This is a genomic window from Saccharothrix syringae, from assembly GCF_009498035.1.
Classification (GTDB): Bacteria; Actinomycetota; Actinomycetes; order Mycobacteriales; family Pseudonocardiaceae; genus Actinosynnema; species Actinosynnema syringae.
Map to the genome: position 1 here is coordinate 5,908,929 of NZ_CP034550.1, position 26,577 is coordinate 5,935,505.

Consider the following 26,577-nt stretch of genomic DNA (forward strand, 5'->3'; position numbering starts at 1 on the left):
GTGACAAGCGGAGTTCGTCCTTCTGCCGGTCCGGCCCCGCTGCGAGGATCCGGGGATGAGCCTTTCCTCGTCGCGCCCCGCTTTCCACATGCCTTTCACCGCGCGCACCAACCCCCACCTGGAGGGGACCCGGGAGCACGTGCGGCACTGGGCGGAGCAGATGGGGATGTTCGACGAGCCCTACGCCACCACGTGGCCGGACCAGTGGAGCAGGCGGAAGTTCGACGAGGCCGACTTCGCGCTGTGGACCGCGATGACGCACCCGGACGCGGAGCCGGGCGAGCTGGACCTGGTCACCGACTGGCACGTGGCGCTGTGGTTCGTCGACGACCTGTTCCTGCCGCTGTTCCGGCAGGACAACGACCGCGCGGCGGCGCGCGCCCAGGTCAAGCGCCTGCTGGAGTTCCTCCCCCTCGACGGCCTGCCCCGCCCGCACCTGGTGCCCGGCAACCCGGTCGAGCGGGCGTTCGCCCACCTGTGGCCCAGGACCGCACCGCCCATGACACCCGCCTGGCGACGCCGTTTCGTGCAGGACATCGACCGCTTCCTGCACGGGGTCCTGTGGGAGATCGACCACGTCGACCTGGGCGTGAGCGACCCGGTCGAATACGTCTACGCCCGCCGGGAATTCGGCGGTCTGCCCATGACCGGCACCCTCATGGAGCACGGCCTGGGCGAGATCCCCGGGAACGTCCACCGGATGCGGCCGCTGCAAAGCGCCCTGCGCGCCTTCGCCGACATCATCAGCCTGCACAACGACATCGTTTCCTACGACCGGGAGGTCGCCGAGGGCACGATCGCCAACAACGGGGTCGAGGTGCTGCGCATCGCCCTCGGTTGCGACCTGGCCGACGCCTCCCGGCTGATGAACCAGCTGCTCACCGCGCGCGTCCGCACCCTGGACGAGGTGGTCGGCCCGGACCTCGAACGCGCGCTGCGCGACGACGACGTCCCCGAGCCCGTGCCGACCCGGCTCGCCGGCTACCTCCAGGCCCTCAAGGACGCGACCGCCGGCTCCTACGCCTGGCACGAGGCGACCGGCCGCTTCGGCCGGCGCCTCTCCGTCCCGCACGGCCCCACCGGCCTCGGCACCTCGGCCGCGCGACTGAGCTTGACGCTGTGACACCGGGGGTTGACCGACCGGGGAAGCAGCCCGCGGAGCAGGTCCGGGTGGCGACGCGCGCCGCCACCCGGTCCCCCGTCAGGCGGTCAGCAGCGTCAACCCGTAGGTCGACAGGATCTCGTTGATCGGCTGGAACCAGGTCCGACCGCCGGACGAGCAGTTGCCGTACCCGCCGGAGGTGACGCCCTGGGCCTGGTCACCGGTGATGAACGAGCCGCCCGAGTCGCCGCCCTCCGCGCACACGCTCGTGCCGGCCATCTGGTGCACGTCGCCCTGCGCGTAGTGGATGGTCTCGTTGCGGCTCTGGATCACGCCGCAGTGCCACCTGGTGGTCGAGCCCGACCGGCAGACCGACGTGCCGACCGGCGCCTCCCACGAACCGCGCACCAGCGCGTCGCTCACCGTGCCCCAGCCGAGCACCACGGGCACGTTCCACCAGCCGCCGCCGGTGCGCACCCACGCGTAGTCGTTGCCCGGGAAGGAGGACCCGGCGAACTGGCCCTGCCACGAGCGGTCCCAGCCGTAGACCTGGGCGCCGGCCTGGCCGCAGTGCCCGGCGGTGACGTAGCCGCCGTGCACGGAGAAGCCGATCGAGCAGCGGACGTTGCCGGTGTAGTACGGGTCGCCGCCGACGGTGCCCGCGGCGAACGGCACGGGCGCGGTCACGCCCTCGGTGTCCACCTCGACCGGCCCGAGTCGGCGGGCGCGGTCCAGGAACGCCTCCACCGCCGGGGTGCGCCTGCCCTCCTGGACCTTGACCACCACCGCGCCGCGCTCGGCGTCGGGGTGCCAACTGGTCACCTCGGCGGGCACCTGCCCGGCCCCGGACAGCGCGTCCACGCGGTCCTTGACCCGGTCCAGCTCGGCCGCCGTCCGCTTGACCAGGCGCGGTTCGGCGCCGGTCGCGCGGACCCGGTCGGCTGCCTCGTCGTCGGTCACGCCGACCACGAGCACGCCCTCCTCCTGGTCGAACCAGCTGCCGCCGAACGAGGCACCGGCCGCGGCGCGGGCCGAGGGCTCCTGGCGGGTCGCGGTGGCCTCCTGGCGCAGCCTGGTCAGGACCTGCTGCTCGGTCAGCCCGAACGCGTCCCGCATGGAGGCCACCAGGCCGGGTGAGAGGGGCGCCGCCTGGGCGGGCTGGGCCACCGCCAGGCCGCTCACCACGAGGGCGGCGGCCAGGCCGATCTTCGTCATCGATGTCATCGTTGTCATCCGCACGCAGCACTCCTTGTCCGCAGGGGGTGCGCGGCCGGCGCCGGGCCGGTCGCACACCGGGCAAGTTGTTCTGAGAGCGCTCTCATGGAGAACTGGTTCAGACCATGCCGATTTTTCGGCGCGCCGTCAAGCGGGGGGGCGGCGGTTGCCCGTGCCGGGCAGGTCGCGCCGCGTGGGCGGCGCGCCGTCGAGCGGGGGACGACGACTTCGCGGGCGCGGTGATCGGGCGGGGCCCGCCGTCGGGGGGTGTGCGGCCGGCCCCGCCCTCACCTCGGGGCGCCGGGGCGGTGGCGGGCCGGGGCGTCGCGCCGCCGGTCCCGGGCCACGCCCCGGCCCCGCGGCTCAGTGCTCGCGGATCGCGATGTCCCGGACGCCGTTCCAGCACCACCCGGCGCTGACCGAGGCCCAGTTGCGCGGCGGCGACAGGACGATGCCGCTGGTGGCCGTCGACCCGCCCACGCACGTGACCGTGATCGACCAGGCCACGTTGCCGGGCCACGAGACGTTGAAGCAGGACGCGTCACCGTGGTAGAAGCCCACGCTGGTGCTCGTGCTCAGGGTGCAGTACATGCCGGTCTTCGGCGTGGGCGAGACCACCGACCCGGGCGGCGCCGCGTTCGCCACCGCGCCCGCGCCCGCCACGGCCCCGACCGCCAGCGCCCCCGCGACCGCCGCCTTCCCCGCCCTGCGGAGCAATCCGTTCATCGTGCCCTCCCTCGTGGCGCGGCCCCTCGCCGCGCCAGGGAATCCTGCGACCCCCCGTCACGCCGCGACAGGACCACAAAGCCCCGGTTCGCGCCGAACCAGTCCACTTCGGACCACTACGGGGGTCGAACCCGGGGAGTAGTGGCCCTCGGCGCGGCGCCGTCCGACTGGTGTCCTCGACGTCCCGGGGCAGCTCGCGCCGGGACGTCCTTCAGGAGGAACCCATGCGCATGTCCCGTCTCGCGCGGCTGGCCGTCGGCCTCGCAGTCGCCGCCGCCGCGCTCGTCGTACCCGCGACCTCGGCCCAGGCGGCGCCGATGACGTGCTCGGCGTGGAGCTCGATCGACGGCATGTGGATGCCGTGGGTGCAGGCCATCGCGTGCCTGGAGTACAGCGGCACGTCCAAGCGCGCCCAGTACTGGGTGACCAACAACCAGTCCTTCGGCGCGGTCACCCTCAACAAGCTGGAGGTCGCCACCACCGCCGGGGGCTGGCCGACCCAGTGCCTGAACGCGCCCATGGCCCTCCAGCCGGGCAGCACCCTGCACTGCGAGTCGCCGTGGGTGACCGACACCAACGCGTGGGCCGACTGGGCCTACGGCGACCTGAACTTCGTCAACACCTCGACCCCGTACGCCGACTGGAGCACGAAGCTCTCGCCCGCCCTCTGAAACCGCCCTCCGAACCGCGCCCCGCCCGCAGTGGTCCTGCGCAGGCCGCGTCGCAGTGGACCTGCCGCCACCGGTGGGCGGGCGCGAGGCTCGACCGACCCACCGCACCCGAGAGGACGAGCGATGAGCGAGAACGACCTGCCCCCGCGCGACGCACCCGGCCGGTTCGTCGACCGCCGCCGGTTCCTGTACCTGACCGGCGCCGGCGGCCTGGTGCTGGCGGTCGTCCCGTCGGGCGGCCCACCCGGCGAGGAGCGGGACCTCGCCCTGACCGCCAACGCGACCCGGACGCTGCACCTGCGCCGCCGCGAGGACTCGCTCAACCTGCGCGTGGACCTGTTCAACGCCGACCTGGTGCAGACCGGCGGCGGCGCGGAGCTGCGCAAGGTGACCACCGGCAGCGCGTACCTGGTGGTCCACTTCCCGCCGCAGGCCGTGCTGGAGCGGGTGCTGACCGACCCGCTGCGGCTGGCCGACCTGCCGCTGCCCACCCGGGTCGCGGGCCCCAGCCGGCTGGCGTTCGACATCACCGCCGCGCTGCCGATGGCCGCCACGCTCGACGCGCTGCTGGGGTGGACCGGTTTCACCCCGCGCCTGGCGCCGACCGCGACCAGCACCCAGACCGCCTCGGCGCTGGTGGCGCCGACCGACACGCAGACGGCGCTGGAGCTGCCGTGGCGGGTGCTGCTCTCGCCGAACGAGAACGGGGCCTGGGAGCACGCCGTCGCGCCGGTCACCGACAACGGGTGGACCGAGCTGTGGCACACCCGCCTGGGCGTGCGGACCGGGGACGGCGGTGTCGACGACCAGGCCGAGGGCCGCTCGGTGCGGGCGGTCTGGCTCGCCGACCCGCAGATGGCCACCTGGGTGCAGAACCCGGCGTCCGTGCCGAGCACCGACGACATCGCCCACCTGCTGACGCCCCGGCAGCGGTTCGCGGTGGTCCGGCTGTCGGCCGACCCGACGCTGCGCACCGGGCTGGACCCGGCGCTGCCCAAGCCGATCGACGTGGCCGAGCTGACCCTGAGCAGCCTGGGCGCCACCGCCGACCTCGACGGCCGGTGGACCTACCCGGTCAACTCCGCGCTCCAGCTCAAGTCCTGGCAGCACCGCGCCGGCCTCGGGCGCGACCAGTCCGTGCGCGTCACGACCGGCGGCTTCCTGTTCCCCTACGGCCACCGCGCCGCGCTGGTCGAGGTCGCCGAGCGCCGGTTCGAGCGCCGCCCCAACCCCGACGGCAGCCCCGGCCCCTGGTACGCCCCCCTGCGCCGCACCCAGTTCGTCGTGGTGCAGCAGCCGGTGCGCACCTACGCCGGCGACACCGCGATGCCGCACGGCCAGCGCAAGCTGCCCTTCACCTCGGTCCGCGTGCTCACCCGCATCACACCGCCGCTGGCGGCGCCGGTGGAGTTCGGCGGCACCGCCCAGGCGGCCAACGCCTTCGTGCCCAAGGCCGCGGCCGCGTCGGACGTGCCGTTCACCTTCCACCTGCGCGGCACCGACCACGACGGGCACGAGGTCGACTTCACCGCCCCGGTGGTGTTCGTCTACGAGACCGCGGCCGCCACGGCCGCGAAGATGCAGGCGATCCACGACGTCTACAACACCAACCCCGGTGGCGACGCGGTCGCCGCGCGCACCATCGACCTGGACAACGTCAAGATCGCCCTGGCCCAGCGCGGCAGCGCGTACCCGGTGGGCAGCACCACGGCCAACGCCCACCGGCTCGTGTTCAACTCCGAACCGGCCACGGGCTCCACCGCACCGCTGCTCGCCGCCGGCCGGGCGCCGTTCTACCCGTACCTGGAGCGGGTCGTGCTGGAGCTGCCCGAGGTCGCCGCGCTCAGCGGCGGCGCGGTGGCCCCGACGGCGTTCGAGTACGCCGCGCCCTACCTGACCGACGGCATCCACGCGCCGGGCAAGCACACCGGCGGGGTCTACCTGACCCTGCACCCGGCCGGCGCGCAGCCCGCCCTGGACTTCTCCCCCGCCGCCACCGGCGTGGTCACGCCCAGCGGCGGCATCCGGGGCCTGTCGGCCAAGACCGGGCCGATCACCGCCGACCCGATCGACGTGGCCAAGGAGCTCTACAACCCGGAGAAGATGTTCGGCGACCCCGAGAAGGCCAAGCTGCTCGGGGGCCTGCCGATCAAGGACCTGCTGCCCGTGCCGGGCTCCGGGGTGTCCAACCCGGACCAGGCGTGGAAGGTGAACCACCGCCCGCTGCCCGAGATCGACGCCAACGAGTGGACCCTGGTCTGGACGCCGAAGGTCGAGGCGGGCCCGAAGCAGGCGACGCTGTTCGAGCCGCTGCCGCCGCCGGCGGGTGCCCCGCCGATCCAGCACCTGACCGTGATCATCGTCTACACCCACTCGTCGCGGGCCGGCGTGGAGTCCACCCAGCGCATGCACGGCGAGCTGCGGGACTTCGCGCTGCACCTGTTCGGCAAGGAGGGCGCCGGCCGGGCGGTGACGATCCAGTTCGACAACCTGCGCTACACCTCGGCCAGCGGCGCCAAGACGAGCATCGACTGCCGGGTGCGCGACGTCAGCTTCCACGGCGCGCTGAAGTTCGTCGAGGAACTGGCCGAGCTGTGCTCGTTCCTCGGCTCCAAGCTGGAGATCACCGCCGGCAGCAACGGGGTCCGGGCGGGGCTGCGGTTCGCCGTGCCCGCGATCCCGCTGGGCGTGTTCGCGCTGAGCGACCTGACGCTGCGCGCGTCCGTGGCGATCCCGTTCGACGGCAGCGCGGTGCGCGTCGAGTTCGACCTCAACACCCGCGAGAAGCCGTTCAACCTGCGCGTCTACTGGTTCACCGGCGGCGGCTACGCGAGCATCGCGCTGGGCGCCGACGGCCTGGAGCGGCTGGAGATCGGCTTCACCTTCGGCGCCACCCTGCCGCTGGACGTCGGCATCGCCAGCGGCAAGGTCGAGGCCGTCGGCGGCGTGTGCTACCTGCTGGAGAAGGTCCGGGTCGTGGAGAACGGCGCGGAGGTGGTGCGGCAGCAGGTGGGCCTGACCGCGTTCCTGCGGCTGCGCGGCAGCCTGGACTTCTTCGGCCTGGTCAAGATCTCGGTCGAGTTCTACCTCGGCCTGACCTACCAGGAGAAGACCGACGGCAGCTCCGTGCTCGTCGGCGAGGCATCGGTGACCGTCTCCATCGAGGTCTGGCTGTTCAGCGAGACCTTCACCGTCCGCACCCGCCGCGAGCTGGCCAAGACCGCCGCCCCGGCCGCCGGTGCCCGCGCGGCCCTGGCCGCCGCGCCGGAGGTGCCCGCGCACCCGTTCGGCGCGGCCTTCACCCAGCAGGACTGGACCGACTACTGCGCCGCGTTCGCACCCGTGGGGGCCTGAAGATGAGCAAGCAGACCATCACCTGGACCGTGCTGCCCAACGGGATCACCCCCGCGCTGGACCTGGTCCGCTTCTCCGTGCACGTCGCGCCGCGGCTGGTGCCCGACACCACGCCCGACACGCTGGCGAAGTTCCCGGACTGGGTCGACTGGCCGGCGCGGGTGCTGGGCGCGGCGTTCTGGCTGGAGTTCCCGGACATCACCGACCAGGCCACCGGCAGACCGCTGCGCGTCGCGGCCAGGCGCTCGTCCACCCCGGAGAGCAGGCGCTGGTCGGCCCTGTTCGCCACCACCTCCCGGGTCGACCGGCACGCGCTGACCCGGTTCACCCGCCGCCGCATCCGCTCCTACCCGACCCGCCACGTGCGCGACTTCCTCGACAGCCGCTACGGCCGGTTCGGCGCGCTGGCCCCCGAGCGGTTCCCAACCCTGGACGAGCTGACCGCCGACGACGCGTTCGGCCCGATCGGGTTCGAGTCCGACAGCGACCGCGACGGGCTCGGGTCCGACCGCAAGACCCTGCTGGTCAAGCGGCTGGAGGGCGGGTTCAACCCCGGCTCGCAGGACCCGGCCCAGTGGGCGCTGCCGTTCCGGCCCGCCGACGCCACCACCCCCGAGGGGGTGGCGCGGACGTTCCTGCAGGCCGAGCGGTTCCACCGCAGGCGCGACCCGGTCAAGGGCGACCTGCCGCCGCTGTCCGCGCCGAAGCTGGACTTCCACCAGGTCGTCGCGATGACCCGCGAGCACCACCACCTCCAGCGGCTGCTGGGCCTGGTGCTGGACTTCGAGTCCACCGACCCGCTGCTGATCAACCTCGTGCGCGGCAACGAGCTGGTCACCCGGGTCCGCCTGGTCACCGACCTCAAGCCGCTGCTGGGCACGGCGGACGCGGTGCACGTGCGGCCCACCATGCGCTGCCGGGTCGGCAAGGGCACCCGCGACTACGCGTTCACCGCCATCCCGCTGGACACCGACAGCGACCTGCGCGACGGGCTGCTGCGGGTCGGCGAGACCGACCGGTTCGCCGTGCTGCAGGTGGACCCGGACAGCGCGGCGCTGGCCGTGCGCCAGTTCGCCGACACCGTCACCCGCCTGCGCGTGGAGCGCGGCGGCCGGCTGCGCAAGCGCAGTGCGAGCACGCCGGACGAGCAGGCGCTGCCCGTGCTGCGCACGGCCGGGTTCTCGGTGGGCCGGCTGTCGCGCGCCTCGCGGCTGGCGACGAAGATCGAGCGCGGCCGGGTGGTCAACGACGCCGCGTTCACCTCCGGCGGCGACAAGATCACCGACGACATCGCGCTCAACGCCGACGACGTGGTCCGCGGCTACCGCTGGGACGTGCGCGACGAGAACGCCGGGCAGTGGTTCTCGCTGATGTGGCGCGACGGCGCGTACGTGTTCGTGCGGTCCGGCAACGAGGAGGTCAAGGTGCTGGAGGAGACGGCGGCGCAGACCGCGCCGACGACCTCCGGCGCGAGCGGCGACGAGGACCTGTACCTGCAGGAGTCGCTGGTGCACTGGGCGGGCTGGAGCCTCGCCGCCCCGCGCCCCGGCAAGGCGCTGGCCGCGGACAACTCCCTCACCGACGCCGAGGGCAAGCCCGACCCGGACTTCCCGTTCCTGGCCAGGTTCGGCCCCCGCGCGCTGCCCCGGCTGCGGTTCGGGCGGCGCTACCGGTTCCGGGCGCGCGTGGTGGACATCGCGGGCAACTCGCTGACCTCCGAGCAGGCCGACGCGATCACCGACAAGGCGGTGAACACCCCGGTGGAGACCTTCCGCCGGTTCGAGCCGGTGGCGGCCCCCGAGGTGCTGCTGCGCTCGGTGCCCGGCGAGGCCGAGTCGCTGGAGGTGCTGGCGCTGCGCGGCAACACCGGCACCGACACGGCCGTGGGCACCGCCGACCGGCACGTGCTGCCGCCGCGCACCAGCGTGCAGGTCGCCGAGCAGCACGGGATGCTCGACCAGAGCACCACGGGCCGGCCGGTGAACGCCGCCCGCTACGCCGAGCTGGCCACCCGCGACGCCGCCGTGCTGGAGCAGCACGCCTCGGCCCGCGCCCTGCCCGCCCCGGCCGACCGGCACTGGTACTACGACACCGACCAGCTGCCCGTGCCCTACCTGCCCGAACCGCTGGCCCGGCGGGTCCTGGTGCGCGGCCTGCCCGGCTCCACCACCTCCACCACGCTCACCGCGGTCGACCAGAGCACCTGGCCCGCGGCCAAGGGCTTCCGCGTCCGGCTCCAGCAGGGCACCCCCGGCTGGACCTGGAACGAGTCCGCGCGGCTGCTCACCGTGCGGCTGCGCCCCGGCGACAGCTACCGGCTCCAGCTGTCCTCGCAGTTCGACGCGGCCGACCTGGACCTGATGGCGCTGTGGCCGCTGATCCAGCAGGCCGGCACCGGGGTCGACCTGGAGGCGGTCCGGCAGTCCGTGGTCGGCGGCAGGCACCCGATGTTCACCCCCGCCCGGACGCTGACCCTGGTGCACGCGGTGCGCACGCCCCTGGCCGTGCCCGACATCACCGCGGTCACCGCCCGGCGGCCCGGGATCGGCACCACGCACGCGGAGCTGGGCCCGAGCATGGTGGTCAGCCGCAAGAGCAGCGGCAGCGTGGAGTTCACCGCGAGCTGGCGGATGCCCGTGGACGACGGCACCTCGGACCCCACGGTCGTGCGCGACTTCCGGTCCGCGCCGATCACCGTGCCGCTGGAGCAGGCCCACGGGCCGCAGCCGGACACCGAGACCGTCCAGTTCCAGGCGAAGCACGAGTTCGGCGACACCCGGTTCCGGCAGGTGCGGTACGAGGCGCGGGCGGTCACCCGGTTCAGCGAGTTCTTCCGGGAGCACCGGGAGGTCGCCTTCAGCGGCGAGCAGCACACCCTGGGCGTGCCGATCGACCCGGCCCACCTGGTCGTGGTCGACAAGGACAGCCGCACGCAGTACCAGCCCGGTCCCCGGGGCGCCGACCCCGCCAAGGCGCCCGGCGACTACGTGGTCGTCGACGCCGCCAACGGCACGTTCCGGCGGACCGCGGGCGGGTCGCTCACCTCCCCGCGCACGCTGGAGGTGAGCTTCGTCCGCCCGGACACGCGCAGCGCGCCCGCCGTCGTCGAGCACGAGATCCGCAGCTCGGCCCGCCCCGCCGCGCCGCGGATCCGCCAGGTGGTGCCCATCTTCCGCTGGGAGAACCCGGCGCCGGGCCAGAGCGTGCGGCGCGGCGGCGGGCTGCGGGTGTACCTGGAGCGGCCGTGGTGGTCCAGCGGTGACGGCGAGAAGCTGGGCGTGCTGCTGTGGCCGAGCACCACCACCGACGCGCCCGAGCACGTGCGGGGCGCGGTGACCATGTGGGGCAACGACCCGGCGCAGCACTCCACCCTGGTGGCCGACGACGTGCTCCAGCAGTCCTTCCCGCTGGCCACGAGCTTCGGCACCGGCATGGCGGTCCCGGAGTTCCCGACCACCGAGCTGAAGGTCGCCGCGCACGACGTGGCCTTCGACCCGGAGCGCGGGCTGTGGTACTGCGACATCCAGATCACCCGGCAGGGCGACACACCGCTGGAGGGCTACTTCCCGTTCGTGCGCCTGGCCCTGGCCCGCTTCCAGCCCAGGTCGATGGCCGGCCTGTACCTGTCCTCGGTGGTGACCGCCGACTTCGCGCAACTCGCCCCGGACCGCACCGCGGTGGTGACCGGCAGCGGTGCCACCCGCACCGTCCAGGTGAGCGGACCGGGTGCGACGAACACCCAGTCGGGACGGCTCAACGAGGTCCGGGTGACCGTGGAGCAGCAGCTGGCCGGCGTGACCGACCCGGTGCTGCGCTGGCAGCCGACCGGCGCGACCACCACGATCAGCACCCCGACGAGCAGCAACGGCGTGCTGACCTGGACGGGGACGGTGTCACTGCCCACCGGCACCAGCCCCCTGCGGCTGGTGGTCGAGGAGTTCGAGGCGCACCGCGACGGCAACGGCGGGATCGTCGCGACCCGCCTGGTGCACACCGACACCGTCGCGCTGGGCTGAAGTGCGGTGGCGGCGCCCGTGATCGGGCGCCGCCACCGGGGACGGACCGGGGACATGACGAGGCCGGTGCCCGCTGGGCACCGGCCTCGTCCCGTGCACCTCCCGGACCGCCGCTCAGCCGCGGCGGCTCACCGGGGCGGACCACCGGTGGCCGCTCACCAGGGGCTGCCACCGCCCTCGCCGCCGCCGCCGTCGTCCTCCCGACCGGCGGCGATCACGTCGGTGCCCCACGGGCTGCCACCACCCGCGCCGCCCCCGCGGGTGGGAACCGCATCGGTGCCCCACGGGCTGCCACCACCCGCACCGCCCCCGCGGGTGGGAACCGCGTCGGTGCCCCACGGGCTGCCACCGCCCACGCCACTCTCGCGAGCGGCCATCGCATCGGTGCCCCACGGGCTGCCACCACCCGCACCGCCCCCGCGGGTGGGAACCGCGTCGGTGCCCCACGGGCTGCCACCGCCCACGCCACTCTCGCGAGCGGCCATCGCATCGGTGCCCCACGGGCTGCCGCCGCCCTCGCCGGAGCCGCCGGTGTCGTAGGTGCACCACGAGATGCCCGCGATGCCGTTCTGGTTGTAGTTGTTGACGTTGCGCGAGTCCACGTACCCCCACAAACCGCCCGACGGCGTGGCCGTGGGAACCCACGCCCACAGGTAGATCTGGGTGCCCCAGACCCCACCGACGCCGCGCGTCTGGCAGGACACGTAGATGTCCTCCCAGGACGACTCGCCCACGGTGGAGTGCCACTGGTCGTAGACCGCGGTGTAGGACCCGTAGGCCGTCATCCACGCGGCCGCTGCCGAAGCCTCGCCCGCGGTGACCGCGGGTGTGACGGCGGCCAGCGCCAGCGCGGCGCCGGCGACCCCCTTGCGGATGTTCATCGACTTCCCTCCCCTTGCGTCGTATTCACGTGCACCGCGCGTTCCGCGCGGGAAACCGTGGGCTCACAGGCCGATCGCCCGCTCCACCGCGGGGTGCTCGACGTGCAGCACGTCGACCAGTTCGTCCAGGACACCGCGCAGCACCTGCTCGGGCAGGTGGCCGTGGCCCAGGACGAGGGCGTTGCCCGCCGGGCGGCCGGGCAGGTGGAACGACGCCAGCGTGGGCACCAGCACGCCGCGCCGGTGCAGCTCGGCGTGCACGCACTCGGCGTCGAGCCGGTCGGGCAGGTGCACCACGACCGTGCCCGCCGCGCCGGGCGGCGCCAACCGGACGGCGGGCCCCAGCGGCGCGAGCGCGGCGCGCACCAGGGCGTCCTTGCGCGAGAACAGGCGTTCGAGCTGGTGCAGCCGCCGCAGCACGCTGCCCTCGGTCAGCAGGTGCGCCAGCGCCGACTGGGCCACGTGGGACGGCTGCTCGTCGCCGAACGCGCCCGGCGGCAGCGCCTTGAGCAGGTCGCGGTGCAGCAGCACGTAGCCGACGCGCAGGGACGGGGCGAACACGGTGCGGAAGTCGCCCACCACCGCGGTGCGCACACCCGCCAGGTTCGACAGCCTGGGCAGCGGCGCGGCGGCGGGCGCGACGTGCACCCCGACCACCTCCACCACCAGGTGGTCCTCCTCGCGGCGCGCCCAGTCGGCCAGCTGCTGGCGGCGCAGCGCCGAGACCACCGCGCCGAACGGCGGCCCGCCGTCGGGCGAGACCACCGCGGTCGTGCACGCCGGCGGCACCGCGCCGGTCCACCCGCCGTCCCGGTCGACCGGCAGCGCCACCGCCCGGCGGCCGCTGTCGGCCACGACCTGGCGCAGCACCGGCGGGGCCGGGTCCTGGACCGCGACGCGCCCGGGGCCGCCCAGCGCGTCGAGCACCAGGCGCAGGCCGTGCGCCAGGCCGCTGGTGATCAGCACCTGGTGCTCGTCGCAGCCCAGGCCGCGGGTGCGCCGCAGGTGCCCGGCCACGGCGCGGCGCAGCTCCGGCAGGCCGCCGCGGGGCAGCTCGCGCACCGGCGGCGGCTGGAAGCTGGCGTGCCGCCACGCCGCGCGCCACGCGGCCAGCGGGAAGCCCTCCCCGGTCGCCTGGCCCGGCGTGCAGTCGACGTGCTCGCCCGCGGGCGCGGGTGGCCGGCACTGGTCGGGCGGCGCGGACCGGCGGGCGGCCACGTAGCTGCCCGAGCCGCGGCGCCCCTCCAGGTAGCCGCGGGCGTACAGGATCTCGTAGGCCGCCAGCGCCACCCCGCGCGAGACGTGCAGCCGCTCGGCCAGCGTCCGCGTCGACGGCAGCCGGCAGCCGCCGGCCAGCAGGCCGCGGTCGACCGCGCCGGCCAGCTGCTCGGCGAGCTGGTCCTGGAGCGGGCGGCGGGTGGTGCGGTCCAGCTCGATCGGGATGGTCAGACCTTCCGGAATGCGCATCGTTCCCCCTGCTGTGGCACTGGCAGTTCCCCCTGGTGCGGCACTGGCGGCGCGGTCGGCGGCGGCACTGGCGGCGCGGGCGTGACGCGGGTGGCCTCGACGATCCGCTCGAAGGGCACCCCGGCCCGGCGGAAGGTCAGCTCCAGCTCGTCCGGCGCGTCCCCGGTCAGCATGCAGAAGTAGCTGTCGTCGACCGGGATCGCCAGGCACCCCGCGAACCCGGTGCTGCCCCGCCCCTCCGCGAGCACGCGGCGCAGCGCGGCGGCCACCTCGTCCTGCTGCGCACCGGGCAGGTAGCACTCCACCAGGAACAGCCGAGCCGCCGTATCCGTCATGCCACGAGCCTGCCGCGCGGGCACCCCCCGACGAATCGGGGAGCGACCCTACAGTTGCCCCGCCCACCCCCGGACCGCGCTCAGTCCGGCGGGTCCCGCAGGAACTCCAGCCGGGCCAGCTCGCGGCGGCCGGTCACGCCGGTCTTGCGGTAGATCCGGCTCAGGTGCGCCTCGACGGTCTTGGTCGACACGTACGCCGCCGCGGCCACCTCGCGGTTGCTCAGCCCGGCGGCCACCAGCCGGGCGATGTGCAGCTCGGTGGCGGTGAGGTCGTGCTCGTCGCCGCGGCGCAGCCCCAGCCTGCCCAGCTCGGTGTCGACCCGCCCCGACCAGTGGTGCGCGCCCAACCCGTCGAACACCCGCTTCGCCGCCAGCAGCACCTCCCGGGCGGCAAGCTTCTCCTTGCGCCGCCGCAGCACCCGGCCGCGCACCAGGTCCGTGCGGGCCTGCTCGAACGGCATCGGCAGCGGCGTCGGGACCGCCAGCGCCGCGTGCGCGCCGTCCAGGTCGCCCCGCGCCATCAGCACCAGCGCCGCCGACCGGGCCGCGACCGCGGCCAACCACGGGCGGGACGCGCGGTCGCGGCGGCGCTCCAGCTCGGCCAGCAGCACCTCCGCCTCCGCGACCAGGCCCAGCTCGGCGGTCACCTCCACCAGGTCGCCGTAGAGGGAGCTGATCGGGAAGTCCGCCAGCCCGACGGTCACGCACACCTCCAGCGCCGCGGTCAGGTGCGCCCGCGCCGCGCCCGGGTCCTGCCGGGACAGCTCGACGAAGCCCCGCACGGCCATCAGGTGCACGGTGACCCACGAGTCGTCCAGCTCGGTGGCGATGCGCAGCCCCTCCCCGGCGGCCCGCAGCGCGGCGTCGTCGTCGCCGAGGTGGGCGTCCACCAGCGCGCGGGTGTAGAGGGCGTAGGCGATCCACGGCCGCTGCCCGGCCTGCTCGGCCGCGTCGACCGCCTCCGCCGCCTCCCGCCCGGCCAGGTCCCAGTCGCCCAGCCACACGTCCAGCTCGGCCAGGTGGACCAGCTCGTGCACGGCGACCGCCTCGTCACCGCGGTCCAGCGAGGCGCGGCGGGCCCGCGCGAACTCCTCCCGGCCGCGCACCGGGTCGGTGTACTTGGTGAGCACCCGCAGCAGGCTGCGGGCCATCCGGGCGTCGCGGGCCTGGTCGGTCGGCGACACCAGCGTGGCGGCCCGGCACAGGTCCCCGGTGGCCAGCCCCTCGCCGGACAGCAGCCGGTAGTAGGCGCTGCTGACCAGGATGCACGCCACCAGGTCGGCCGGTGCCGCGTCCTCGTGGCCGGTGATCGCCTCCAGCGCCTGGCGGGTGTTGCGGTACCGCAGGGCGGTGTCGTTCTGGCAGAACCAGGACCGGCGCAGGTAGGCCGTCGCGGTCAGCACCGGGTCGTCGCCGGCTCGGGCCAGCGCCTCGTCGCTGAGCGCGGTGGCCTCGACCGGCCCGTCGCCGTAGAACACCACCACGGCCAGCTCCAGCAGCGCCGCCACCCGCTCCGGCCCGTCGGGCAGGTCGGCCACGGCCGCCTCGAACAGGTCGCGGGCCCGCTTGGCGTCGCCCGCGAAGAACAGGCACTGCGCGGCCGACACCAGCAGCGCCGCGCCGCGGGCCGGGTCCGTCGCGTGCCCGGCGGCCAGCTCCCACAGCCGGGCCGCGGTCTCGGGCGCGCCGCGCTGCCGGGCGGCCAGCGCGGCACCGTCGAGCGCCTCGGCCACCCCGGGGTCCGGGGCGCCCGCCCCGAAGGCCAGGTGCAGCGCCCGCGTCTCGGGGTCGGCCACGACGTCGGCCAGCCGCCGGTGCGCGCGCCGCCGCCGGCCGGCCGGTGCCGCGGAGTAGGCGGTCGAGCGCAGCAGCGGGTGGGTGAAGCGGATGGCGCCGGCGACCACCTCGACCACGCCCAGGTCCTCGGCGTCGGCCAGCGCGTCCTCGGCCTCGTCCGGGTCGGGCATGGCCCGCCGCACCAGGTCCACGGTGGGCTGCGCCAGCGCCGCCGCGTACAGCAGCGCGTCCCGGGCGGCGGCCGGCAGCGCGACCAGCCGGTCGGCCAGCAGCTCGTCGAACGCCCGCGGCGCGGGCAGCGGCAGGCCGGGTGCGGTGGCGGCGCCGTCGCGGGCCAGCGCGCGGGCCAGCTCCAGGGCGTAGAACGGGTTGCCGCCCGAGGTGCGCTGCAACCGGATCAGCGTCGGGCGGGGCAGCGGTGCGCCGAACGCGGAGCGGACCAGCCGGTGCAGGGCGCCGATGCTCAGCCCGGTCAGGCGCAGGTGCGCCAGGTCGTCCTGCCCGGCCAGGCCCAGCGGCGGCTGCTCGTCGTCGTCGGAGCGGACGGCCACCACGACCGCCACCCGCTCCTCGGCCAGCCGGCGCAGCACGTACTCCAGCACCCGCGCGCTGGCCTCGTCCAGCCACTGCGCGTCGTCGACCGCCAGCACGACCGGCGTGCGCGCGGCCAGCGCCCGGACGACGTTGAGCGCGGCCAGGCACACCGCGCGCGGGTCGCCGGCACCGCCACCCGCCCCGTCGTCGGCCCGGCGGCGCAGCAACGCCACCTCCAGCGCGGCCCGCTGCGGCTCGGGCAGGCCGGTCAGGGCGTCGTCGGGGACGCGGTCGAGCAGGTCCACCAGGCCGCCGAAGGCCAGCCGGGCCTCGGACTCCACCGGGCGGCACGACAGCACCGCCCAGCCGCGGGCCGCGGCGTCGCGCAGCACCCGCTCCCACACCGCGCTCTTGCCGATACCCGCCTCGCCCGACAGCACCAACCGGGCGGTGCACCGCTCCGCCCGCGCCAGCACGTCGGCCGCCGCCGCCAGCTCGTTCTCGCGCCCGACCAGGTCCGAACCGGCCACGTTCCCACCCCCGTCGAGGTGCAGACGGTAGCTGGCCGACACCTCGGCGCGGGAGCTATTTCGGTGGTTCTTTCGAAATATTCGATTCCCCTATGGCGGGAACCCCGCCGGCGGCGGGGACCGGACCGGGGTCGGCCCGGTCCCCGTGCGGTCAGGCCAGGCCCAGGCTGAAGCGGTCGCGGGCCGGGTCGACTTCGAGCACCCGGACCCTCACCCGGGCGCCGACCTCGGCGGTCTCGCCGTGCAGCAGGCCGTGGGCGCCGCCGGGGTGCTCGACGAACGAGCCGAACGGCACGTTGGACACCACGGTTCCGACGAAGACCTCATCCCGATCGGGCAGCACGTGTTCCACCTCCTCTCGTCACGAGCCGCGGCTTGCGGGGTTGCGGTCGTGACGAGGGGGCGGGCCGCGGATCAAGCCGCGGCCGGGCACCCGTTCCGTGCGCGGCGCGAGGCCGACCCGGCAGTCATGGCGCCGAACCTACCAGCACGGCGCGGAACGCGTCACCGGCCGATCACGGGTGGCGCCACCTTCTGCATCGGGTCCAGGAAGATCCCCGGGTCCTCCTCGTAGGGCGTCCGGCGCCGGATCGACTCGACCCGGTGGTGGCGCGCGACGGCGGCCCACGAGGTGATGCCGACGGCGATCACGCCGTAGACCGCGAGGATGACCTCGGCGGGCACGCCGGCGCGCCACATGGCGACGGCGCTGCCGGTCAGCATCCCGACCAGGGCGCCGAGGGCCGCCAGGGCGCGGACCAGCGGCCACGGCCGCAGGCCCTCGGCCACCCAGGTGGTCTCCCACGGTCCGGATCGCGCCCCACCGGGGACCGGCCCGGGTTCGTCCCGCGGCGCGGCCGGTTCGCCGGCCGGGTGGCCGGGCGGCACCGGTGAGCCACCCGAACCGGCGGGCGGCGACGGCCGACCGCCACCGGCCGACGCGGACACCCGACCGCCGCCGGCCGAACCGGACGACCGACCACCACCCGCCGACGCAGACAGCCGATCACCACCGGGCGACGCCGGCGTCCGATCACCAGCCGTCGCCGGCGACCGGCCGCCACCTGCCGACGCCGGCGGTCGGCCGCCACCAGCCGACGCGGGCGGTCGACCGTCGGCAGCAGGCCGGTGGGGCGGCGGCGACCCGTCGTCGGGGATCGGGCGGCCGGTCAGCGGCGGCGCGGCCCACTCCCCCGCCCGCCGCGACCCGCCCGCGGCCGGCGGCGGTTCCGGCGGTGCGGTCCGGTTCAGGTGGTGCCAGGTGTTGACCCACAGCGCCGTCTCCTCGGCCGACACGCGGCAGCCCCGCAGGAACAGCCGCAACTGCGGCAGCGGCGGCAGGGTCTCCCGCTTGATCATCGCCTGGGCGGTGCTGCGCGACATGCCCTTGCCCACCGCCGCGCCGATCTGGGCGTAGGACAGCTTCCTGGTCCGGCGCAGGGCGTCGAGCAGGGCCAGGAACTCCTGCGGGGTGGACGCGTCGAGCACGCCCCTGGCCTGGAGGCTGTACCCGTTCGCCGCGCCGGGCGGCTTCCCGGCCCTCACCGGTCGTCCCCGATCACCGGCCGCGCGGCCCTGGGCGGCTCCGGGAACGGGGCGGAGTCCAACCAGACCTTGCGCACGTGCGGCCGGTCGACCTCGGCGGTCCGGCCCACCGTCCACAGCGCGATCCCGACCGCCGCGGCGGTGCAGCACCCCAGCATCACGGGCACCGGCACGCCCCAGCGGGCCAGGGCGATGGCACCGGCCGGGGCGAGCGCGAGCGCCGCGAGCAGTCGCGGCAGCCCCCCGTGCACCTCGTCCCGGCCGGACCCGCGCCGGGGGCGCGGCGGGTCGGGTTCGACGGCGTCCGCACCCCGGTCGTCGTCGGCCGCCGCCACCGGCTCGGGCGGTGGCGGCGGTGGCGGCGACGAGTAGACGACCGGCTCCTCCGACGCCGGCGGCTCCGGGGCCTGGAGCCGGGCCAACCCGGTCAGCCACTGGTCGCGCTCGTGCGCGGGGACCCCGCACAGGTGCAGCAGGGCCGACACGCGGTGCGCGGTGAGGTCCCGCTGACCGGTGAGCATCGCGTGCGCGCTGCTGCGCGAGATGCCGGGCACCCCGCGGGCGCGGCGCTCCAGCCTGGCGTAGGTCAGCCCCTTCTCCCGCCGGAGCGCGTCGAGGGCGACGCGGAACCCGGCGGGCGTGCCGGCCGCGAGCGCCCCGGCCAGCGCGGCCGACGGCGGCGACCAGGCGCTGAGCACGGTCGCCTGCTGCTGCGGGTCCTCCGGTGCGGGACGCGCCCGGCGTCCCGCACCGACCCGTTCGGTGGACATCCGGGTCACGTCCCGCACCGCCCCGGTCAGCGGGCCAGGTGGACCAGCGGCAGCGCCCGCTGCGGCCGGGACACGCCGTACCCCGCCCACACGGCCACCACGACCAGCCCGGACACCAGCCCCAGGCTGGTCGGGACGTCGTAGCCCCGCCGCAGCAGCACCAGCACGAACACGAAGACGAACACGAACACCGCGGCGCGCACGAGCACCGCCGGTAACGGCAGGCACACCGCGGCGCGCGGCTCCCCGCCCGACAACGACACGATCATGATCATCCACTCCCGATCTCGACACGCTCCCGGCCCGGACACGCGCTCCCCGCCGACCGGTCTGCGGCACCCGGCCGGTTGGCGCCGGCCCTGGTGCCGCGGAGCAGACCTCGTGCGGTGGATCCCGTGCCGCCATGATGGTCCGAGTCGGCCGACCGGCACACCCGGACGGGCCCGTCCGGTCGTCCGGTGGACGATGCGGACGACAAAGTGCCGAGACATCGCCGCAGGTGGGAGGGCGTCTACCGGCCAGGATGAACTTCTCGGCGTCCGGCCGCGTCCTCGGACGCTGGTCACCACCGCCGCCGGGCCCTACCGTGGGGCCCGCAGGCCGCGTCCCGCCCGGGACCCGGTCCGCCACCTCGACGCCCGCCCGTCCGCAGGCCCGGACACGTGCGCGAGACCGGCGGGTCGCCGTTGGCGCGGCACCCGCCACCGCTTCCGCCGGACCCGTCCGGCACCCCTCGGTGCCGGACGGGCCGGTCGCGGTCGGGATCGTGGCCGGGAGCCCCGGTCAGGAGTTGCGCAGGAACCGGTCGAGCACCCGCACGCCGAACTTCAGCGCCTCCACCGGCACCCGCTCGTCCACGCCGTGGAACAGGGCCGAGAAGTCGAGGTCGGCGGGCAGCCGCAGCGGCGCGAAGCCGAAGTTGCGGATGCCCAGCTGCTGGAACGACTTGGCGTCGGTGCCGCCGGAGAGCATGTAGGGCAGCACCTTGGCGCCGGGGTCCTCGGCCGAGATCGACGCGACCATCGCGTCGACCAGCGCGCCGTCGAAGGTGGTCTCCACCGGCGGCAGCCCCAGCCACTCGCGTTCCACCTCGGGCCCGAGCAGTTCGGCCACCTCCCGGTCGAACGCCTCCTCCCGGCCGGGCAGGATGCGGCAGTCCACCGTGGCCTCGGCCACCGACGGGATGACGTTGGCCTTGTAGCCGGCCGACAGCATGGTGGGGTTGGCGGTGTCGCGCAGGGTGGCCCCGATCATCCGGGACAGGCCGCCCAGCTTGCCGATCGAGCCCTCGACGTCGTCCTCGGGGAACTCCAGCCCGGTGATCTCCGACACGCCGGCCAGGAACTCCCGCACCGAGGGCGTGAGCACGACCGGGAACCGGTGCTGCCCCAGCTTGGTCACGGCGGCCGCCAGCTTCGCCACGGCGTTGTCGTGGTGGATCATCGAGCCGTGGCCGGCGGTGCCCCGGACCCGCAGCTTGAGCCAGCGGATGCCCTTCTCCGCGGTCTCCACCAGGTAGGCGCGGACGTCGTCCTTGAGGGTGATCGAGAACCCGCCGACCTCGCTGATCGCCTCGGTGACGCCCTCGAACAGCTCGGGCCTGTTGTCCACCAGCCACTTGGCGCCGTACAGGCCGCCGGCCTCCTCGTCGGCGAGGAACGCGAAGACGATGTCGCGCGGCGGCACGATCCCGTCGCGCTTGAACCGCCTGGCCACGGCCAGCGCCATGGCGCACATGTCCTTCATGTCGACCGCGCCGCGACCCCAGACGTAGTCGTCCTGGACGGCGCCGGAGAACGGGTGGACCGACCACTCGGAGGCGTCCGCGGGCACCACGTCCAGGTGACCGTGCACCAGCAGCGCGCCCCGCGCCGGGTCCGCGCCGGCGAGCCTGACGACGACGTTGCCGCGGCCGGGCGCCCCCGACTCGACGTAGGTCGTCTCGTAGCCGACCTCGGCCAGCTTCTCCGCCACCCACTCGGCGGCGGCCCGCTCCCCGACGACCGTCGCGGGGTCGCCGGTGTTGGTCGTGTCGATCCTGATCAACTCGCTGGCGAGCGTCACGACCTCGTCCTGCGCACGCCGCAACCCATCCTGATCTGCCCTGTTGCTCACCGGGTCTTCCTACCACTGCCCCGGCCGGTCGGCTCCCGCCGGCGTCGCGGGAAGAATTTCCGCCACCCGTGTCGAACCGGCGCGCCGCCGTTCGACGCAGGGGTGAGGGCCGGTCACGGCGTCCGGACCAACCGGACCACGGCCCGTGGACGAAAGTGGAGCGACCATGCGTTTCCTGCTGATGCACCGACTGGACGAGAGCCGCCCGGAGGCGTGGAACCCCTCGCCGGAGTTCGTCGAGAAGATCGGCGCGATGATCCAGGACTGGACCGAGCGGGGCGTCCTCATCACGGCCGAGGGCGTGCACCCGTCCGCGCGGGGCGCGCGGGTCCGCAAGAACAGCGGCAAGGCCGCCACCGCCACGGACGGGCCGTTCACCGAGGCCAAGGAGGTCATCGGCGGGTTCGCGCTGATCAACGCCGCGAACCGGGAGGAGGCCGTCGCGCTGGCGAGCAGCTACGCCGAGCTGTTCGACGAGGTCGAGGTGGAGGTCCGCCAGGTCGTCGAGTTCGACGAACTGCCGCCCGGCGCCTGAGGGAATCGACCACGTGCGGGCCGGGCCCGCACGTGGTCGACCCGGGCCGGATCGTCACAGGCGTTGCCGATCGCGGTGATCTCCTTCAGAGCCGGACGGTCGTCTTGTCGGCGGAGCTCTCGTGGTGGTCGATCTCGTAGAGGTCGGGCGCGATGGGGGGTGGAGTGGGCCTCGACCCATCCCCGCAGGTCGTCCGGCCACCGGGTGCCGGTGGACCAGCGCACCCCGGCGAGGCGGACGCGGCTCAGGTCCGCCCTGCTCAGGTCGGCGCCGGACATGTCGCGCACCGCGTCCAGGACGCGGTCGAGCGCCGAGGTCACCGACTTGAGCTGGGCGAACGTCGGGTCCTCGGCGGCGAGGTCGTGGTCCTGGGCGAGGTCGACCAGAAGGGCCTGGCGCTGGATGTCGAGCACCACGCGGAGGTGGCGGACCTCCGGCACCTCGATCTCGGCGCGGGCGGCGAGGCGCGCGGGCGCCGGACGGGCGGCGAACTCGTCGGCGAACCGCGCGAGCGCCCCGACGCAGCGTAGACGCCACCGCCCGGCCCGAGGGGGCGAGCCCAGGGCCGGCCCTTGACCCGTTTGGAAGCCTCCAGGAACACCACGCCCAGGTTCGCGGCGGCGCCGAGCACGCCCCATGAGGCACAGGTCGCGATAGCGGGATCCACCGCCCCGATATCACGTGCCTGTCACCCACCACCGACCCGCACCGGAACGTCCGCCACCGCGGGTTCGCCGCGTCCCCCCAGATCGCGGCGAACCCGCGGTGGCGGTTGGTCCCGGGAGCCCTGCGCTCCCCTCAGCGCGCGCCGCCATCGGATCGAGGCGCGCCCCGCAGGGCCGAAGGCGGTCGGGTGCGCCACCCGGAACCCGTTCCCCCCATACCGCCTCTTCCACTGCTGGAACGCCAGTGGTTCTCACCCCCAACAGCAGTGGAAAAGGCACCCGCAGACTACTGCGGGTGCACCTTGGAATCAACTGCTGTGGTGGAGTAGGTTTCCCCGTGCCACTCGCAGTGGAAGTAGTTGCCGCGGGGCAACGGCCGCGACTCGTCCAGGGGTGCCCATGACCGCCGGGGAGCAGTTCTCGTTCGCCGCCGTCCTCGACGAGCTGTGCCTGCGCCCCGGCGACCGCCCGCGCTACACCAACGTCGAGCTGGCCGAGCGCATCCGCGCCGACGGCGGGGAGATCACGCACACCTACATCTCGCAGCTGCGCCGCGGCGACAAGGACAACCCGACCTGCCGCACCCTCGAAGGTCTGGCCAACGCGCTGGGCGTGCACCCGGCCTGCTTCGTCGGCGGCCGGTCCGAGCTGCGCGGCGGCGAACGCCCGGCGTGGCGCCGCGGCGCGCTCAAGCACCTGTTCAACACCGTCTACCCGATCAACCGCGGCCCGTTCTCGCCCGAGGAGGTCGCGGCGCGGATCAGCGGCGGCCCGTACGGCTCCATCTCGGCCAACTACATCCGCGAACTGCTCGCCGGCACCAGCGACAACCCCAGGCTCAAGCACATCCTCGGCCTGGCCGAGGCGTTCGGCGCCGAGCCCGCGTACTTCTTCGACGACGAGCTGGCCGCCCGGGTGGACGAGCAGCTGGAGACCCGGCTGGCGATGGACCGGCTCGGCGTCAACACCGTCATCATGCGGACCGCGGAGCAGCCGCCGCCACCGGGCGTGCGCAACCGGATCCTGATGGCGCTGCTGCGCGCCCTGCACCCGGACGCCGCGGCCGAGGACGCCGTCCGCCAAGTCCTCGAACGGGAGCGGACCGCCGACGACCCGAAGGGGTGACCGCATGAAGGCGAAGGACCTGCGCGAACTGCGCGACGAACTGATCCGCGACCTCGACCTCGACAGATCGGCCACCACCGAGACCGTCTGCGTGCGGTTGTGCCAGGTCATGGCCCAGCGCCTCCAGCGCGAGATCCGCCTGCGGTTCGACGACCTCGGCGACAGCGGCACCAGCGGGCTGTGGGCGGTGACCGAGGAGGGCGTCCACGTCGTCATCGTCACCACCGCGCGCAGCTGGGTGCACCGGCTGCTCATCCTGCTGCACGAGATCGCGCACATGCTGTGCGGCCACGCACCGCCGCGGCTGGACGCCGAGGAGGCGCGCCGCCTGCTCTACCCGGACCTGTCCCCCGCGATGCTGCGGATCCTGGCCGGCCGCACCGACCTGTCCCGCCGCGACGAGCGCGAGGCCGACCGGGTCGCGGGCGTGCTGACCCGGGCGCTGATCGACTGGGCCGGCCGACCACCGCAGGGCTCGTCCCCACCCGGCGGCGACGAGCTGGCCACCCGCGCCTGGTACGCCTTCGGCTACTCCTCCGAGCGGGGCGACCGTGGCTGACGCCGGCACCGACCTCCAGTACGCGGTGAGCGCCGCGGGCGTGCTGGTCCTGCTGGTGCACAAGGCCCGAGCGTGGCGCCAGGCCCCGCCCGAGCACCGACCCGCCCTGCTGCCGATCTGCCTGTCGTGCGTGACCGCGATCCCGGCGTTCCTGCTCCTGGCACCCACCGTCGGCACCGGCCTGGACCGCCTGACCGGCGTGCCCAACCTCTCCGTGCTGGTGATCTACGCCCTCGGCGTGGTGTTCGTGGCCACCAACCAGGCCATGCTGCTCTACTGGCGCCACCCGCCGGCCAGGGCGTGGCGCACCACCCGCGTGGTCGTGGCGGTCTGCGCGCTGGTCCTGGCCGCCATGGTCGTCCTGTTCGCGCTGGGCGAGACCCCGGTGGAGCGCCACGACGACTTCCCCGCCGCCTACGCCGACACCCCGTACATCGGCGAGATGATGGTGCTGCACCAGGGCACGTTCCTGCTCGGCCTGCTCAACGTGGTGCGGCTGTGCTGGCTGTGGGCGCCCGAGGACCAGCCGTGGCTGCGCCGCGGGCTGCGCATCAACGCCGTCGGCGTCCTGGTGGCCTCCGCCTACTCCGCGATGACCCTGGTCGCCATCTTCGGCAGCTGGCTGGGCGCCGACCTCGACTCGTGGGCGGTGACCGCGCCGGACGCGCTCACCCTGTCCATGCCCCTGGTGGTCGTCGGCGCCAGCATCGCCGCTTGGGGCCCGCGCCTGCCCCACCTGCGGGAACGCCTGGTCCGCGTCCGCGACGCCCGGCGCGACCACCGGGTCCTGCGGCCGCTGTGGACCGCGCTGCGCGCCGTCGACCCGGCGATGCTGCACGCGCCCGGCACGCTGCGCGAACGGCTCAGCCCCGAGCACCGGCTGTTCTGGCGGGTGATCGAGATCAACGACTGGCTGCACCAGCTGCGCTGCCACCGCGTGCCGGACCTGCGGGCGGCGGTCGAGCGGCACGCGCCGCACCTGTCCCCCGCCGAGGTCGACGCCGTCACCGAGGCCGCCCGGGTCCGCTCCGCCCTGCGCGCCCGCGCCCTGGGCACCGCGCCGGCCGACACCCCCGTGCCCGACCAGGACGACCCGGTCGGGGCCGAGCACGCCTTCGCCGGCGAACGCACCCGCCTGGTGCTGCTCGCCCTGGCCTTCACCAGCCCCGTCGTGGACGAGGTGCTGGCCTGCACCCCCGCGCCCACCGGATAGGAGACCCCGTGCCGCAGCAGTCGACCCGTGCCCTGGTCCTCGGAGCCGGCCTGGCGGGCACCCTCGCCGCCTCGGTGCTGGCCCGCCACGTGGACCGGGTCACCGTCGTCGAGCGCGACCGCTTCGAACCCGGCGCCGCGCACCGCAAGGGCGTGCCGCACGCCCGCCACGCGCACGTCCTGCTGGCCGCGGGCGCCCGCGCCCTGGAGGAGCTGCTGCCCGGCGTCACCCGGGACCTGACCGCGGCCGGCGCCCGCCACCTCGGCCTGCCCAACCAGCTGCTGACCCACACCCAGGCGGGCTGGCTGCCGCGCCTGGCGGAGATGCAGTTCCTCATCGGGTGCAGCCGCGCCCTGCTCGACCGCACCGTGCGCGAGCGGGTCCTGGCCGACGACCGGGTCGAGCTGGTCGAGGCCGCCGACGTGGTCGGGCTGTCCGGCGACCGGGCCCGGGTGACCGGGGCGCGCGTGCGCGACCGCGGCACCGGCGGCGAGCGCGAGCTCACCGCCGACCTCGTGGTCGACGCCACCGGCCGCGGCTCGCGCGCCGACCGGTGGCTGGCCGACCTGGGCCTGCCGCCCGTGCGCGAGGACCTGGTCGACTCGGGCATGGTCTACGCCACCCGCGTCTACCGCGCCCCGGCCGGCGCGGAGGGCTTCCCGGGCGTGAACATCCAGGGCGACCCCACGACCGACCGGGTCGCCCGGGGCGGCGTGCTGCTGCCGATCGAGGGCGGCCGGTGGGTCGTCAGCCTGGGCGGCACCAGGGGTGGCGAGCCCGCCGACCTGGCCCCCGAGGGCTTCACCGCCTACGCCCGCGGCCTGCGCCACCCGGCCATCGCCGACCTGATCTCCGCCGCCGAGCCCCTGACCCGCCCCTACGGCTTCCACGCCACCGTCAACCGCCACCGGCGCTACGAGCGGATGACCCCGTGGCCGGTCAACTTCGCCGTCATGGGTGACGCGGCCTGCACGTTCAACCCCGTCTACGGCCACGGCATGACCGTGCTGGCCCGCCAGGCGCTCGCCCTGCGCGACCACCTGGAGCGGCACGGCCCCGACCACGCCGACCGCCTCCAGCGCGCCCTCGCCGCCGAGACCGCCGACGCCTGGGCCATGGCCGTGGGGCAGGACCAGCGCTACCCGGCCACCACCGGCCCCCGCCGCGGCCGCGCCGCCCGCCTGCTGGACCGCTACCTGGACCGCATGGTCGTCACCGCCACCGGCCGCCCGTCGGTCACCAAGGCCCAGATCGACACCTACACCCTCTCCGCGCCGCTGAGCCGCCTGCTCCACCCCGCCACGGTCCTCGGCGTCCTGCGCGGCCCGGCCCACCCGCCGCCCGCCGACGTGCCGTTCACGCCGGCCGAGCTGGCCGTGCTGGCCCGCGGCGACCGGTCTTCCTGACCTCGTGACGCAACCT

General features: G+C 75.0%; 21 protein-coding genes. 10 read left to right on the forward strand and 11 right to left on the reverse strand.

Features of this window, described 5'->3' with window-relative positions; all coding sequences use genetic code 11:
• Window positions 1-88: 88 nt before the first annotated feature.
• Window positions 89-1,123: a terpene synthase family protein gene (locus EKG83_RS25405; protein ID WP_211269228.1), complete on the forward strand. Its 1,035-nt coding sequence runs from the start codon at window positions 89-91 to the stop codon at window positions 1,121-1,123.
• 78 nt (window positions 1,124-1,201) lie between these two features.
• Here the strand turns inward: EKG83_RS25405 and EKG83_RS25410 are convergent, their stop codons facing one another.
• Both EKG83_RS25410 and EKG83_RS25415 read right to left on the reverse strand, forming a co-directional pair.
• Entirely contained in the window at window positions 1,202-2,317 is a 1,116-nt protein-coding gene (locus EKG83_RS25410) for a S1 family peptidase (RefSeq protein ID WP_033434286.1), read from the reverse strand.
• 363 nt (window positions 2,318-2,680) lie between these two features.
• Window positions 2,681-3,043 carry a hypothetical protein gene (locus EKG83_RS25415; RefSeq protein WP_153278369.1) on the reverse strand — a complete coding sequence of 121 codons (363 nt, stop codon included), beginning with the start codon at window positions 3,041-3,043 and terminating at the stop codon, window positions 2,681-2,683.
• A 224-nt stretch (window positions 3,044-3,267) separates the two neighbouring features.
• On the opposite strand from EKG83_RS25415, the gene EKG83_RS25420 reads away from it, so the two are divergent.
• The 3 genes from EKG83_RS25420 (at window position 3,268) to EKG83_RS25430 (ending at window position 11,084) form a co-directional block, all read left to right on the forward strand.
• Complete coding sequence (locus EKG83_RS25420) at window positions 3,268-3,714, forward strand: hypothetical protein (RefSeq protein WP_033434288.1); 447 nt, start codon at window positions 3,268-3,270, stop codon at window positions 3,712-3,714.
• Between the two features lie 123 nt (window positions 3,715-3,837).
• Window positions 3,838-7,068 (forward strand): hypothetical protein, encoded by a 3,231-nt coding sequence (locus tag EKG83_RS25425; protein ID WP_033434289.1) that lies wholly within the window; start codon window positions 3,838-3,840, stop codon window positions 7,066-7,068.
• 2 nt (window positions 7,069-7,070) lie between these two features.
• Window positions 7,071-11,084: a hypothetical protein gene (locus tag EKG83_RS25430; RefSeq protein WP_051766690.1), complete on the forward strand. Its 4,014-nt coding sequence runs from the start codon at window positions 7,071-7,073 to the stop codon at window positions 11,082-11,084.
• A gap of 155 nt (window positions 11,085-11,239) precedes the next feature.
• Here EKG83_RS25430 and EKG83_RS25435 read toward each other — a convergent pair whose 3' ends face one another.
• The 9 genes from EKG83_RS25435 to EKG83_RS25475 all read right to left on the reverse strand — a co-directional run bounded on the left by EKG83_RS25435 (window position 11,240) and on the right by EKG83_RS25475 (window position 21,058).
• Complete coding sequence (locus tag EKG83_RS25435) at window positions 11,240-11,965, reverse strand: hypothetical protein (protein WP_153278370.1); 726 nt, start codon at window positions 11,963-11,965, stop codon at window positions 11,240-11,242.
• Window positions 11,966-12,028: 63 nt separating this feature from the next.
• Window positions 12,029-13,432, reverse strand: coding sequence for an aminotransferase-like domain-containing protein (locus tag EKG83_RS25440; RefSeq protein WP_051766691.1), 1,404 nt, complete (start codon window positions 13,430-13,432; stop codon window positions 12,029-12,031).
• Entirely contained in the window at window positions 13,411-13,767 is a 357-nt protein-coding gene (locus EKG83_RS25445; RefSeq protein WP_153278371.1) for a hypothetical protein, read from the reverse strand. The genes EKG83_RS25440 and EKG83_RS25445 overlap by 22 nt, the downstream gene beginning before the upstream one ends.
• Window positions 13,768-13,847: 80 nt before the next feature.
• Window positions 13,848-16,628, reverse strand: coding sequence for an AAA family ATPase (locus EKG83_RS25450; RefSeq protein WP_153278372.1), 2,781 nt, complete (start codon window positions 16,626-16,628; stop codon window positions 13,848-13,850).
• Between the two features lie 151 nt (window positions 16,629-16,779).
• Window positions 16,780-16,971 carry a S1 RNA-binding domain-containing protein gene (locus tag EKG83_RS25455; protein ID WP_170191932.1) on the reverse strand — a complete coding sequence of 64 codons (192 nt, stop codon included), beginning with the start codon at window positions 16,969-16,971 and terminating at the stop codon, window positions 16,780-16,782.
• A 161-nt stretch (window positions 16,972-17,132) separates the two neighbouring features.
• The gene (locus EKG83_RS25460; protein ID WP_033434294.1) at window positions 17,133-18,173 is read right to left on the reverse strand and encodes a helix-turn-helix domain-containing protein; all 1,041 of its coding nucleotides are present in this window, start codon (window positions 18,171-18,173) and stop codon (window positions 17,133-17,135) included.
• A complete protein-coding gene (locus tag EKG83_RS25465) occupies window positions 18,170-18,943 on the reverse strand; it encodes a helix-turn-helix domain-containing protein (RefSeq protein ID WP_153278373.1) in 774 nt (257 codons plus the stop codon). Before EKG83_RS25465 ends, EKG83_RS25460 begins: the two co-directional genes overlap by 4 nt.
• A gap of 26 nt (window positions 18,944-18,969) precedes the next feature.
• Entirely contained in the window at window positions 18,970-19,212 is a 243-nt protein-coding gene (locus EKG83_RS25470; RefSeq protein ID WP_153278374.1) for a hypothetical protein, read from the reverse strand.
• 514 nt (window positions 19,213-19,726) lie between these two features.
• Window positions 19,727-21,058, reverse strand: coding sequence for a M20/M25/M40 family metallo-hydrolase (locus EKG83_RS25475; RefSeq protein ID WP_051766692.1), 1,332 nt, complete (start codon window positions 21,056-21,058; stop codon window positions 19,727-19,729).
• Window positions 21,059-21,224: 166 nt separating this feature from the next.
• On the opposite strand from EKG83_RS25475, the gene EKG83_RS25480 reads away from it, so the two are divergent.
• From EKG83_RS25480 to EKG83_RS25505, 6 genes are all read left to right on the forward strand, one after another.
• Window positions 21,225-21,593, forward strand: a complete 369-nt coding sequence (locus EKG83_RS25480; RefSeq protein WP_033434298.1) for a YciI family protein — start codon at window positions 21,225-21,227, stop codon at window positions 21,591-21,593.
• A gap of 152 nt (window positions 21,594-21,745) precedes the next feature.
• Window positions 21,746-22,123, forward strand: a complete 378-nt coding sequence (locus EKG83_RS25485; protein WP_153278375.1) for a hypothetical protein — start codon at window positions 21,746-21,748, stop codon at window positions 22,121-22,123.
• Window positions 22,124-22,657: 534 nt separating this feature from the next.
• Complete coding sequence (locus EKG83_RS25490; RefSeq protein WP_051766693.1) at window positions 22,658-23,383, forward strand: helix-turn-helix domain-containing protein; 726 nt, start codon at window positions 22,658-22,660, stop codon at window positions 23,381-23,383.
• A 4-nt stretch (window positions 23,384-23,387) separates the two neighbouring features.
• Window positions 23,388-23,942: a M48 family metalloprotease gene (locus tag EKG83_RS25495; RefSeq protein ID WP_051766694.1), complete on the forward strand. Its 555-nt coding sequence runs from the start codon at window positions 23,388-23,390 to the stop codon at window positions 23,940-23,942.
• Complete coding sequence (locus EKG83_RS25500) at window positions 23,935-25,155, forward strand: MAB_1171c family putative transporter (RefSeq protein ID WP_033434299.1); 1,221 nt, start codon at window positions 23,935-23,937, stop codon at window positions 25,153-25,155. The genes EKG83_RS25495 and EKG83_RS25500 overlap by 8 nt, the downstream gene beginning before the upstream one ends.
• An 8-nt stretch (window positions 25,156-25,163) precedes the next feature.
• Entirely contained in the window at window positions 25,164-26,561 is a 1,398-nt protein-coding gene (locus EKG83_RS25505) for an FAD-dependent oxidoreductase (RefSeq protein ID WP_033434300.1), read from the forward strand.
• The last annotated feature ends 16 nt before the right edge of the window (window positions 26,562-26,577 follow it).